General features: G+C 52.9%; 10 protein-coding genes. 8 read left to right on the forward strand and 2 right to left on the reverse strand.

The window, feature by feature from the left end; translation table 11 throughout:
- Positions 1-235: 235 nt before the first annotated feature.
- The 8 genes from secE to rpoC all read left to right on the forward strand — a co-directional run bounded on the left by secE (position 236) and on the right by rpoC (position 12,330).
- A complete protein-coding gene (gene secE, locus O3S68_RS23635) occupies positions 236-619 on the forward strand; it encodes a preprotein translocase subunit SecE (RefSeq protein WP_003033128.1) in 384 nt (127 codons plus the stop codon).
- A gap of 1 nt (position 620) precedes the next feature.
- The gene (nusG, locus tag O3S68_RS23640; RefSeq protein WP_006816549.1) at positions 621-1,166 is read left to right on the forward strand and encodes a transcription termination/antitermination protein NusG; all 546 of its coding nucleotides are present in this window, start codon (positions 621-623) and stop codon (positions 1,164-1,166) included.
- A 141-nt stretch (positions 1,167-1,307) separates the two neighbouring features.
- Positions 1,308-1,736, forward strand: a complete 429-nt coding sequence (rplK, locus tag O3S68_RS23645) for a 50S ribosomal protein L11 (protein ID WP_002438627.1) — start codon at positions 1,308-1,310, stop codon at positions 1,734-1,736.
- Between the two features lie 3 nt (positions 1,737-1,739).
- Positions 1,740-2,444, forward strand: a complete 705-nt coding sequence (gene rplA, locus O3S68_RS23650; RefSeq protein ID WP_017460030.1) for a 50S ribosomal protein L1 — start codon at positions 1,740-1,742, stop codon at positions 2,442-2,444.
- Between the two features lie 300 nt (positions 2,445-2,744).
- Complete coding sequence (rplJ, locus tag O3S68_RS23655; protein WP_002438625.1) at positions 2,745-3,242, forward strand: 50S ribosomal protein L10; 498 nt, start codon at positions 2,745-2,747, stop codon at positions 3,240-3,242.
- A 66-nt stretch (positions 3,243-3,308) separates the two neighbouring features.
- Positions 3,309-3,677 (forward strand): 50S ribosomal protein L7/L12, encoded by a 369-nt coding sequence (gene rplL / locus O3S68_RS23660; RefSeq protein WP_014882064.1) that lies wholly within the window; start codon positions 3,309-3,311, stop codon positions 3,675-3,677.
- A 324-nt stretch (positions 3,678-4,001) separates the two neighbouring features.
- Positions 4,002-8,030, forward strand: coding sequence for a DNA-directed RNA polymerase subunit beta (gene rpoB / locus O3S68_RS23665; protein ID WP_020456057.1), 4,029 nt, complete (start codon positions 4,002-4,004; stop codon positions 8,028-8,030).
- 76 nt (positions 8,031-8,106) lie between these two features.
- On the forward strand, positions 8,107-12,330 hold the full coding sequence (gene rpoC / locus O3S68_RS23670; protein ID WP_020456058.1) for a DNA-directed RNA polymerase subunit beta': 4,224 nt from the start codon (positions 8,107-8,109) through the stop codon (positions 12,328-12,330).
- 241 nt (positions 12,331-12,571) lie between these two features.
- On the opposite strand, the gene O3S68_RS23675 is transcribed toward rpoC, so the two are convergent.
- Both O3S68_RS23675 and O3S68_RS23680 read right to left on the reverse strand, forming a co-directional pair.
- The gene (locus O3S68_RS23675; RefSeq protein ID WP_020456059.1) at positions 12,572-12,889 is read right to left on the reverse strand and encodes a PTS lactose/cellobiose transporter subunit IIA; all 318 of its coding nucleotides are present in this window, start codon (positions 12,887-12,889) and stop codon (positions 12,572-12,574) included.
- Between the two features lie 4 nt (positions 12,890-12,893).
- The gene (locus tag O3S68_RS23680) at positions 12,894-13,199 is read right to left on the reverse strand and encodes a PTS sugar transporter subunit IIB (RefSeq protein WP_020456060.1); all 306 of its coding nucleotides are present in this window, start codon (positions 13,197-13,199) and stop codon (positions 12,894-12,896) included.
- Between the last annotated feature and the right edge of the window lie 92 nt (positions 13,200-13,291).

Below are 13,291 nucleotides of genomic sequence, written 5' to 3' on the forward strand. Positions count from 1 at the left end.
CAGCTAATCGCTGATAACATTTGACGCAATGCGCAAGAAGAGGGCATCATTTGATGCCCTTTTTGTACGCTTTCGAACCAGAACCTGGCTCATCAGTGATTTTATTTGTCATAATCATTGCTGAGACAGGCTCTGAAGAGGGCGTTAGTCCGAATCTCGCCAGAGCATTTCGGTTTGGTTGCCTCGCTTATGCGGGGCAAAAATGTTTGTCTGAATTCTTGTGACAGGTTGGTTTATGAGTGCGAATACCGAAGCTCAAGGGAGCGGGCGCGGCCTGGAAGCGATGAAGTGGGTTGTTGTTGCAGTACTGCTGCTCGTGGCTATCGTTGGCAACTATCTTTATCGTGACATGATGCTGCCGCTCCGCGCGCTGGCAGTTGTTATTCTGATTGCTGCAGCAGGTGGTGTCGCGCTGTTGACGACGAAGGGTAAAGCGACCGTTGCTTTTGCCCGTGAAGCGAGAACCGAAGTACGTAAAGTGATTTGGCCCACTCGTCAGGAAACATTGCACACCACATTGATCGTGGCTGCCGTAACTGCAGTCATGTCACTGATCCTGTGGGGACTGGATGGTATTCTGGTCCGCCTGGTTTCCTTTATCACTGGCCTGAGGTTCTGAGATGTCTGAAGCTCCTAAAAAGCGCTGGTACGTCGTTCAGGCGTTTTCCGGTTTTGAAGGCCGCGTAGCTACTTCGCTGCGCGAGCATATCAAATTACACAATATGGAAGAGTTGTTTGGCGAAGTCATGGTGCCGACTGAAGAAGTGGTCGAAATCCGTGGTGGCCAGCGTCGCAAAAGCGAACGCAAATTCTTCCCGGGCTACGTCCTTGTCCAGATGGTGATGAATGACGCCAGCTGGCACCTGGTACGCAGCGTTCCGCGCGTAATGGGCTTCATCGGCGGCACGTCCGATCGTCCGGCGCCGATTAGCGATAAAGAAGTGGATGCGATCATGAACCGCCTGCAACAGGTTGGTGATAAGCCGCGTCCGAAAACGCTGTTTGAACCGGGTGAAATGGTCCGCGTTAGCGACGGTCCGTTTGCCGACTTTAACGGTGTGGTTGAAGAGGTGGACTATGAGAAGTCTCGCCTTAAAGTGTCTGTTTCTATCTTCGGTCGTGCGACCCCGGTAGAACTGGATTTCAGCCAGGTCGAAAAAGCCTAAATATTCGGCGATCAAACGTTGCACAGGGCGCGAAATTGACATACAATTTCGCGCCTTTTGTTTTTATGGGTCTCGTATCCGTAAAACGTATTCAAACACGGGGAGCCTTTCGGGGCGCTATACCCAAACGAGGAAATTTAAATGGCTAAGAAAGTCCAGGCCTACGTCAAGCTGCAGGTTGCAGCTGGCATGGCAAACCCGAGCCCACCGGTTGGTCCGGCTCTGGGTCAGCAGGGTGTTAACATCATGGAATTCTGTAAAGCGTTTAACGCCAAAACTGATTCCATCGAAAAAGGTCTGCCAATTCCGGTTGTTATTACCGTTTACGCTGACCGCTCCTTCACTTTCGTTACCAAAACGCCTCCGGCAGCAGTTCTGCTGAAGAAAGCGGCTGGTATCAAGTCTGGTTCCGGCAAGCCGAACAAAGACAAAGTGGGCAAAGTAACCCGCGCTCAGGTGCAGGAAATTGCTCAGACTAAAGCCGCGGACATGACCGGTGCTGACATTGAAGCGATGACTCGCTCAATCGAAGGTACTGCGCGTTCCATGGGCCTGGTAGTGGAGGATTAAGAAATGGCTAAACTGACCAAGCGCATGCGCGTGATCCGTGACAAAGTTGATGCGACCAAACAGTACGACATCAACGAAGCCATTGCTCTGCTGAAAGAGCTGGCCACTGCTAAATTCGTAGAAAGCGTAGACGTTGCTGTTAACCTCGGCATCGACGCGCGTAAATCTGACCAGAACGTACGTGGTGCAACTGTACTGCCGCACGGTACTGGCCGTTCTGTTCGCGTAGCCGTATTTACCCAGGGCCCGAACGCTGAAGCTGCTAAAGCAGCTGGCGCTGAGCTGGTAGGTATGGAAGATCTGGCTGAGCAGATCAAAAAAGGCGAAATGAACTTCGACGTAGTTATTGCTTCTCCGGATGCAATGCGCGTTGTTGGCCAGCTGGGCCAGGTTCTGGGTCCGCGTGGCCTGATGCCAAACCCGAAAGTTGGTACCGTAACGCCGAACGTTGCTGAAGCGGTTAAAAACGCTAAAGCCGGTCAGGTTCGTTACCGTAACGACAAAAACGGCATCATCCATACCACCATCGGTAAAGTGGATTTTGACGCTGACAAATTGAAAGAAAACCTGGAATCTCTGCTGGTTGCGCTGAAAAAAGCAAAACCGTCTCAGGCGAAAGGCGTGTACATCAAGAAAATTAGCATCTCCACCACCATGGGTGCGGGTGTTGCGGTAGACCAGGCTGGTCTGAACGCAGTAGCGAACTAATATTCGCCTTTACGTGGGTGGTGGATTTGTCTACAATCTTACCCCCACGTTTTGCTAGCGTAAGTTAGCAAACAAACAGATTTGTTCGTTGGAGCCTGGCCTAATCCAGGCCTCCGTCGAAGACCGCAGGTGTTTCGTAAGAAGCTTAATTCCCTGCGTAGACGGTGACAGAACCTAAAGATTATTTTTAAAGTACTCTTTGGCTTGTTTCTGCTCACCGTATTAAGACGCTCTTTTCATTGAGAAGAGTGAAGTGAGTTCCAGGGCATGAGCCCTGGCAAACATCCAGGAGCAAAGCTAATGGCTTTAAATCTTCAAGACAAACAAGCGATTGTTGCTGAAGTCAGCGAAGTAGCCAAAGGCGCGCTGTCTGCGGTTGTTGCGGATTCCCGTGGCGTTACCGTAGATAAAATGACCGAACTGCGTAAAGCAGGTCGCGAAGCCGGCGTTTACATGCGTGTTGTTCGCAACACCCTGCTGCGCCGTGTTGTTGAGGGTACTCAGTTTGAGTGCCTGAAAGACGCGTTCGTTGGTCCGACCCTGATTGCATACTCTATGGAACACCCGGGCGCTGCTGCTCGTCTGTTCAAAGAGTTCGCGAAAGCGAATGCAAAATTTGAGGTCAAAGCCGCTGCCTTTGAAGGTGAGTTGATCCCGGCGTCCCAGATCGATCGCCTGGCAACCCTGCCGACCTACGAAGAAGCAATTGCACGCCTGATGGCAACCATGAAAGAAGCCTCTGCTGGCAAACTGGTTCGTACTCTGGCTGCTGTACGCGATGCGAAAGAAGCTGCTTAATCGCAGTTTTCTTTATAAAGCATTTGCTTACGTATAAACTTATTCTGATATTCAGGAACAATTTAAATGTCTATCACTAAAGATCAAATCATTGAAGCAGTTGCCGCTATGTCCGTAATGGACGTTGTAGAACTGATCTCTGCAATGGAAGAAAAATTCGGTGTTTCTGCTGCTGCTGCTGTAGCTGTTGCTGCTGGCCCGGCTGCTGATGCTGCTGAAGAAAAAACTGAGTTCGACGTAATTCTGAAAGCCGCTGGCGCTAACAAAGTTGCTGTTATCAAAGCAGTACGTGGCGCAACTGGCCTGGGTCTGAAAGAAGCTAAAGACCTGGTAGAATCTGCTCCGGCCGCTCTGAAAGAAGGCGTGAGCAAAGATGACGCTGAAGCTCTGAAAAAATCTCTGGAAGAAGCTGGCGCTGAAGTTGAAGTTAAATAAGCCAACCCTTCCGGTTGCAGCCTGAGAAATTAGGCTGATGGCTGGTGACTTTTGGGTCACCAGCCTTTTTGCGCTGTAGAAGGTACCGGTAGCGTTTCACACTGTTTGACTGCCAGTAGCCTTTACAATGCTTGTTTCTATCGACGACTTAATATACTGCGACAGAAAGTTCTTTCTGTGTAAATCGCAATGAAATGATTTAAGCGTGATAGCAACAAGCATTGCGGGAAGTGCTCCACTTTCCGGTCTAAAAAAATAGTGTTGCATAAACTGTCCCTTTCGACGGACAGAGTGGGTCGACTTGTCAGCGAGCTGAGGAACCCTATGGTTTACTCCTATACCGAGAAAAAACGTATTCGTAAGGATTTTGGTAAACGTCCACAAGTACTGGATGTCCCATATCTCCTTTCTATCCAGCTTGACTCGTTCCAGAAGTTTATCGAGCAAGATCCTGAAGGGCAGTACGGTCTGGAAGCGGCGTTCCGCTCCGTGTTCCCGATTAAGAGCTACAGCGGCAATTCGGAACTGCAATACGTCAGCTACCGTCTTGGCGAACCTGTTTTTGACGTTAAAGAATGTCAGATCCGTGGCGTAACGTATTCCGCTCCGCTGCGCGTAAAACTGCGTCTGGTGATCTACGAGCGCGAAGCGCCGGAAGGCACCGTTAAAGACATTAAAGAACAAGAAGTCTACATGGGCGAAATTCCGCTCATGACCGACAACGGTACCTTTGTTATCAACGGTACTGAGCGTGTTATCGTTTCTCAGCTGCACCGTAGTCCTGGCGTCTTCTTCGACAGCGATAAGGGGAAAACCCACTCATCTGGTAAGGTGCTTTATAACGCACGTATTATTCCTTACCGTGGGTCATGGCTGGACTTCGAGTTCGACCCGAAAGATAACCTCTTCGTGCGTATCGACCGCCGCCGCAAACTGCCGGCGACCATTATTCTGCGCGCGCTGAACTACACCACTGAGCAGATTCTCGATCTGTTCTTTGAAAAAGTTGTCTTTGAAATCCGCGACAACAAGTTGCAGATGGAACTGGTGCCGGAACGCCTGCGTGGCGAAACTGCATCCTTCGATATCGAAGCAAACGGCAAAATGTATGTTGAAAAAGGCCGCCGTATTACCGCGCGCCATATTCGCCAGCTGGAAAAAGACGAAATTCAACACATTGAAGTACCGGTTGAGTACATCGCAGGCAAAGTTGCAGCTAAAGACTACGTTGACGAATCCACTGGCGAGCTGATCTGCCCGGCAAACATGGAGCTGTCGCTCGATCTGCTGGCGAAGCTGAGCCAGTCTGGTCACAAACGTATCGAAACCCTGTTCACCAACGATCTGGACCACGGTCCGTACATCTCTGAGACCGTACGTGTCGACCCGACCAACGATCGTCTGAGCGCGCTGGTAGAAATCTACCGCATGATGCGCCCTGGTGAGCCGCCGACTCGCGAAGCTGCGGAAAGCCTGTTCGAGAACCTGTTCTTCTCTGAAGACCGCTACGATCTCTCTGCGGTTGGTCGCATGAAGTTCAACCGTTCTCTGCTGCGCGACAGCATTGAAGGTTCCGGTATCCTGAGCAAAGAAGACATCATCGAAGTGATGAAAAAGCTCATCGGTATCCGTAACGGCATCGGTGAAGTGGATGATATCGACCACCTCGGCAACCGTCGTATCCGTTCCGTGGGCGAAATGGCGGAAAACCAATTCCGTGTTGGCCTGGTTCGTGTAGAACGTGCGGTGAAAGAGCGTCTGTCTCTGGGCGATCTGGATACCCTGATGCCGCAGGACATGATCAACGCGAAGCCTATCTCTGCAGCCGTTAAAGAGTTCTTCGGTTCCAGCCAGCTGTCACAGTTTATGGACCAGAACAACCCGCTGTCCGAGATTACGCACAAACGTCGTATCTCTGCACTCGGCCCAGGCGGTCTGACCCGTGAGCGCGCAGGCTTTGAAGTTCGAGACGTACACCCGACCCACTACGGTCGCGTATGTCCGATCGAAACGCCTGAAGGTCCGAACATCGGTCTGATCAACTCCTTGTCCGTGTACGCACAGACTAACGAATACGGCTTCCTGGAAACGCCGTACCGTAAAGTGACCGACGGCGTTGTAACTGACGAGATCCATTACCTTTCTGCTATCGAAGAAGGTAACTATGTTATCGCTCAGGCGAACACCAACCTGACGGAAGAAGGTCGTTTCGTAGACGATCTGGTAACCTGCCGCAGCAAAGGCGAATCCAGCCTCTTCAGCGCAGACCAGGTTGACTACATGGACGTTTCCACCCAACAGGTGGTTTCTGTCGGTGCGTCCCTGATCCCGTTCCTGGAACACGATGACGCCAACCGTGCATTGATGGGTGCGAACATGCAACGTCAGGCGGTTCCGACTCTGCGCGCTGACAAGCCGCTGGTTGGTACCGGTATGGAACGTGCTGTTGCCGTTGACTCCGGTGTAACCGCAGTTGCTAAACGTGGCGGTACTGTCCAGTACGTGGATGCCTCTCGTATCGTTATCAAAGTTAACGAAGATGAGATGTACCCGGGCGAAGCAGGTATCGACATTTATAACCTGACCAAATACACCCGTTCTAACCAGAACACCTGCATCAACCAGATGCCGTGTGTTTATCTGGGTGAGCCAATTGAGCGCGGCGACGTGCTGGCAGACGGCCCGTCCACCGACCTCGGTGAACTGGCGCTCGGTCAGAACATGCGCGTAGCGTTCATGCCGTGGAACGGTTACAACTTCGAAGACTCCATCCTCGTCTCCGAGCGTGTGGTTCAGGAAGATCGTTTCACCACTATTCACATCCAGGAACTGGCGTGTGTGTCTCGTGACACCAAGCTGGGGCCAGAAGAGATCACCGCAGACATCCCGAACGTGGGTGAAGCCGCGCTCTCTAAACTGGATGAATCCGGTATCGTTTACATCGGTGCGGAAGTGACCGGCGGCGACATTCTGGTTGGTAAGGTAACGCCGAAAGGTGAAACCCAGCTGACGCCAGAAGAGAAACTGCTGCGCGCGATCTTCGGTGAGAAAGCGTCTGACGTTAAAGACTCTTCTTTGCGCGTACCGAACGGTGTTTCCGGTACCGTTATCGACGTTCAGGTCTTTACCCGCGATGGCGTGGAAAAAGACAAACGTGCGCTGGAAATCGAAGAAATGCAGCTCAAACAGGCGAAGAAAGACCTGTCTGAAGAACTGCAGATCCTCGAAGCTGGCCTGTTTAGCCGTATCCACAGCGTGCTGGTTTCCGGCGGCGTTGAAGCTGACAAGCTCGACAAGCTGCCGCGCGACCGCTGGCTGGAACTCGGCCTGACCGACGAAGAGAAACAAAATCAGCTGGAACAGCTGGCTGAGCAGTATGACGAACTGAAACACGAGTTCGAGAAAAAACTCGAAGCGAAACGCCGCAAAATCACTCAGGGCGACGATCTGGCACCGGGCGTGCTGAAAATCGTTAAGGTTTATCTGGCCGTTAAACGTCAGATCCAGCCTGGTGACAAAATGGCAGGTCGTCACGGTAACAAGGGTGTTATCTCCAAGATCAACCCGATCGAAGATATGCCATACGATGAAAACGGCACGCCGGTTGACATCGTACTGAACCCGCTGGGCGTACCGTCTCGTATGAACATCGGTCAGATCCTTGAAACTCACCTGGGTATGGCTGCGAAAGGTATCGGCGACAAGATCAACGCCATGCTGAAACAGCAGCAAGAAGTCGCGAAACTGCGCGAATTCATCCAGCGTGCATACGATCTGGGCGCTGACGTTCGTCAGAAAGTCGACCTGAGCACCTTCAGCGATGAGGAAGTTCTGCGTCTGGCAGAAAACCTGCGCAAAGGTATGCCGATCGCAACGCCGGTCTTCGACGGTGCGAAAGAGTCTGAAATCAAGGAACTGTTACAGCTGGGTGGCCTGCCGACTTCCGGTCAGATCACACTGTTCGACGGTCGTACCGGTGAGCAATTCGAGCGCCAGGTTACCGTTGGCTACATGTACATGCTGAAACTGAACCACTTGGTTGATGACAAGATGCATGCGCGTTCTACCGGTTCTTACAGCCTGGTTACTCAGCAGCCGCTGGGTGGTAAGGCGCAGTTCGGTGGTCAGCGCTTCGGGGAGATGGAAGTGTGGGCGCTGGAAGCATACGGCGCGGCATACACCCTGCAGGAAATGCTCACCGTTAAGTCTGATGACGTGAACGGTCGTACCAAGATGTATAAAAACATCGTGGACGGCAACCATCAGATGGAACCGGGTATGCCTGAGTCCTTCAACGTACTGTTGAAAGAGATTCGTTCGCTGGGTATCAACATCGAGCTGGAAGACGAGTAACTCTCGCTCAAACAGGTCACTGGTGCCGGGTTAATCCCTGGCACCAGATTGTGCTAACTCCGACGGGAGCAAATCCGTGAAAGACTTATTAAAGTTTCTGAAAGCGCAAACTAAAACCGAAGAGTTTGATGCGATCAAAATTGCTCTGGCATCGCCAGACATGATCCGTTCATGGTCTTTTGGTGAAGTTAAGAAGCCGGAAACCATCAACTACCGTACGTTCAAACCTGAGCGTGACGGCCTTTTCTGTGCGCGTATTTTCGGGCCAGTAAAAGATTACGAGTGCCTGTGCGGTAAGTACAAGCGCCTGAAACACCGTGGTGTGATCTGTGAGAAGTGCGGCGTTGAAGTGACCCAGACGAAAGTGCGTCGTGAGCGCATGGGCCACATCGAGCTGGCGTCTCCGACCGCCCACATTTGGTTCCTGAAATCTCTGCCGTCCCGTATCGGCCTGCTGCTGGATATGCCGCTGCGCGATATCGAACGTGTTCTGTACTTCGAATCCTACGTGGTTATCGAAGGCGGTATGACCAATCTGGAACGTAACCAGATCCTGACCGAAGAACAGTACCTGGATGCGCTGGAAGAGTTCGGTGACGAATTCGACGCGAAAATGGGCGCCGAAGCTATTCAGGCCCTGCTGAAAAGCATGGATCTGGAGCAAGAGTGCGAACAGCTGCGCGAAGAGCTGAACGAAACCAACTCCGAAACCAAACGTAAGAAGCTGACCAAGCGTATCAAACTGCTGGAAGCGTTCGTACAGTCTGGTAACAAACCGGAGTGGATGATCCTGACTGTTCTGCCAGTGCTGCCGCCGGATCTGCGTCCGCTGGTTCCGCTGGATGGTGGTCGTTTCGCAACGTCGGATCTGAACGATCTGTACCGTCGCGTGATCAACCGTAACAACCGTCTGAAACGCCTGCTGGATCTGGCGGCGCCGGATATCATCGTACGCAACGAAAAACGTATGCTGCAGGAAGCGGTTGACGCCCTGCTGGATAACGGCCGTCGCGGTCGTGCGATCACCGGTTCCAACAAACGTCCGCTGAAATCTTTGGCCGATATGATCAAAGGTAAACAGGGTCGTTTCCGTCAGAACCTGCTCGGTAAGCGTGTTGACTACTCCGGTCGTTCTGTAATCACCGTAGGTCCATACCTGCGTCTGCATCAGTGCGGTCTGCCGAAGAAAATGGCACTGGAGCTGTTCAAACCGTTCATCTACGGCAAGCTGGAACTGCGTGGCCTCGCCACCACCATCAAAGCCGCGAAGAAAATGGTCGAGCGCGAAGAAGCTGTCGTTTGGGATATCCTGGACGAAGTTATCCGCGAACACCCGGTACTGCTGAACCGTGCACCAACACTGCACCGTCTGGGTATCCAGGCGTTTGAACCGGTACTGATCGAAGGTAAAGCCATCCAGCTGCACCCGCTGGTTTGTGCGGCATATAACGCCGACTTCGATGGTGACCAGATGGCTGTTCACGTACCGCTGACGCTGGAAGCCCAGCTGGAAGCGCGTGCGCTGATGATGTCCACCAACAACATTCTGTCTCCGGCGAACGGCGAACCTATCATCGTTCCGTCTCAGGACGTTGTACTGGGTCTGTACTACATGACCCGTGACTGTGTTAACGCCAAAGGCGAAGGCATGGTGCTGACTGGCCCGAAAGAAGCTGAGCGTATTTACCGCGCTGGCCTGGCCTCTCTGCATGCGCGCGTTAAAGTGCGTATCACCGAGTACGAAAAAGACGCTAATGGCGAATTCGTAGCGAAAACCAGCCTGAAAGACACGACCGTTGGCCGTGCGATTCTGTGGATGATCGTTCCGAAAGGTCTGCCTTTCTCCATCGTCAACCAGGCGCTGGGCAAGAAGGCTATCTCCAAAATGCTGAACACCTGTTACCGCATTCTGGGCCTGAAGCCGACCGTTATTTTTGCTGACCAGACGATGTACACCGGCTTTGCATATGCAGCGCGTTCAGGTGCATCCGTTGGTATCGATGACATGGTCATCCCGGCGAAAAAACACGAGATCATCAGCGAAGCGGAAGCCGAAGTTGCTGAGATCCAGGAGCAGTTCCAGTCTGGTCTGGTGACCGCTGGCGAACGCTATAACAAAGTTATCGATATTTGGGCCGCGGCGAACGATCGCGTATCCAAAGCGATGATGGATAACCTGCAAACTGAAACCGTTATTAACCGTGACGGCGTTGAAGAGCAGCAGGTTTCCTTTAACAGCATCTACATGATGGCCGACTCCGGTGCGCGTGGTTCTGCAGCCCAGATTCGTCAGCTTGCTGGTATGCGTGGTCTGATGGCGAAGCCGGATGGCTCCATCATCGAAACGCCGATCACCGCGAACTTCCGTGAAGGTCTGAACGTACTCCAGTACTTCATCTCCACGCACGGTGCGCGTAAAGGTCTGGCGGATACCGCACTGAAAACCGCGAACTCCGGTTACCTGACCCGTCGTCTGGTAGACGTGGCACAGGATTTGGTCGTAACCGAAGACGATTGTGGCACGCTGGAAGGCATCACCATGACGCCGGTTATCGAAGGTGGTGATGTTAAAGAGCCGCTGCGCGATCGCGTTCTGGGTCGTGTAACCGCAGAAGACATTCTGAAGCCGGGTACTGCAGATATTCTGGTTCCGCGCAATACGCTGCTGCACGAACAGTGGTGTGATCTGCTGGAAGCGAACTCTGTTGACTCAGTGAAAGTGCGTTCCGTTGTATCGTGTGACACCGACTTTGGTGTGTGCGCCCACTGCTATGGTCGTGACCTGGCGCGTGGCCACATCATCAACAAAGGTGAAGCCATCGGCGTTATCGCGGCACAGTCCATCGGTGAGCCGGGTACACAGCTGACGATGCGTACGTTCCACATCGGTGGTGCGGCATCTCGTGCGGCTGCTGAATCCAGCATCCAGGTGAAAAACAAAGGTAGCATCCGCCTGAGCAACGCGAAGACGGTTGTGAACTCCAGTGGCAAACTGGTTATCACCTCCCGTAACACTGAGCTGAAACTGATCGACGAATTCGGTCGTACCAAAGAAAGCTATAAAGTGCCTTACGGTGCGGTAATGGCGAAGGGTGATGGCGAGCAGGTTGCCGGCGGTGAAACCGTTGCAAACTGGGATCCGCACACCATGCCGGTTATCACTGAAGTGGCTGGTTTCATCCGCTTCACCGATATGATCGACGGCCAGACGATTACTCGTCAGACCGACGAACTGACCGGTCTCTCTTCGCTGGTGGTTCTGGACTCTGCAGAGCGTACCTCTGGCGGTAAAGACCTGCGTCCGGCACTGAAAATCGTTGACGCTAATGGCAACGACGTACTGATCCCGGGCACCGATATGCCTGCCCAGTACTTCCTGCCGGGTAAAGCGATTGTTCAGCTGGAAGATGGCGTTCAGATCAGCTCCGGTGACACCCTGGCGCGTATTCCGCAGGAATCCGGCGGTACCAAGGATATTACCGGTGGTCTGCCGCGCGTTGCGGATCTGTTCGAAGCACGTCGTCCGAAAGAGCCGGCAATCCTGGCGGAAATCAGCGGTATCATCTCCTTCGGTAAAGAGACCAAAGGTAAACGCCGTCTGGTGATCACGCCGGTTGACGGTAGCGATCCGTACGAAGAGATGATTCCGAAATGGCGTCAGCTCAACGTGTTTGAAGGTGAACGTGTAGAACGTGGTGACGTGGTTTCCGACGGTCCGGAAGCACCGCATGACATTCTGCGTCTTCGTGGCGTACACGCGGTAACGCGTTATATCACCAACGAAGTACAGGACGTTTACCGTCTGCAGGGCGTTAAGATCAACGATAAGCACATCGAAGTTATCGTTCGTCAGATGCTGCGTAAAGCCACCATCGTTAACGCAGGAAGCTCCGACTTCCTGGAAGGTGAGCAGGTTGAATACTCTCGCGTCAAGATCGCTAACCGCGAGCTGGAAGCAGCAGGCAAAATCGGTGCAACCTATGCACGCGATCTGCTGGGTATCACCAAAGCGTCTCTGGCAACCGAGTCCTTCATCTCCGCAGCATCGTTCCAGGAGACCACTCGTGTGCTTACCGAAGCAGCCGTTGCGGGCAAACGCGACGAACTGCGCGGTCTGAAAGAGAACGTCATCGTGGGTCGTCTGATCCCGGCCGGTACTGGTTATGCGTACCACCAGGATCGTATGCGCCGTCGCGCCGCTGGCGAACTGCCGGCAGCACCGCAGGTGACTGCGGAAGACGCGTCCGCGAGCCTGGCAGAACTGCTGAACGCAGGTCTGGGTGGTTCCGACAACGAGTAATCGTTTCGCGTAATAAAAAACCCGCTTCGGCGGGTTTTTTTTCGTCTGAAATCCGCGGATTAAGACCGCGATCGCGTTGCAGGACGGGTTGTATAGGCGCCGGGCAGCGGCATTTCTCTGCACCATCCCGAATGCCATGTTGTGCAATTACGCAATTACATGGGGAAAACACGTCACGACTTTTCGCTGCGCGAAAAAAAGCCCGCCAGAGCGGGCATAGTAGTCGAAGGGAAACGATGTCTTAATCTCGCGGCGGCAGGCGGCGGTAAAGCTCGATCATATCGGTCGCCAGATCCTGAATCACCATTGCGTTCATCAGGTGATCCTGAGAATGAACGGTGATCAAATTCACCGGCAGCTTACCGGTGCCTTCATCGAGCCCGATAAGCTGGGTTTGAATTTTATGCGCGGCTTTCACGAATTCGCGCGACTCTTCCATCGCTTTTTCTGCTTCAGCAAAATCGCCTTTACGCGCCATCTGTAACGCGGTTAATGCCTGGCTACGCGCCGCGCCCGCGTTAACCAACAGCTCCATAATGATGGTTTCTAAATCTTCCACGCATTCACTCCAGTAGCTTAAGGGCTTTTTCCAGAACGACATCGCCTTTCATCATGCCGTAATCCATCATGTCGATCACCGCCACTTTCTTGCCCAGCGGTTCCGCCTGCGCCTGCAATTTTGCCTGCTCGTATTTCACCTGCGGCCCCAGCAACACGATATCCGCTGTTGCAATTTCATCTTTAAATTCCGCAACAGGAACCGCTTTGATAGTGACCTCGACGCCTTTTTTCTGCGCCGCGTCTTTCATGCGTTGCACCAACATGCTGGTGGACATACCCGCTGCACAGCATAAAACGATGTTTTTCATAGTCAGCCTCGGTGTTGATGGGATAGGTGATAATTATCCCGCGCTGTTGGGTTCAACAACCGCTTTACCGCGATTGTGTGTAGGGCATCACA

Origin of the sequence: Kosakonia sp. SOY2 (genome assembly GCF_027109175.1) — a bacterium.
Lineage (GTDB): Bacteria > Pseudomonadota > Gammaproteobacteria > Enterobacterales > Enterobacteriaceae > Kosakonia.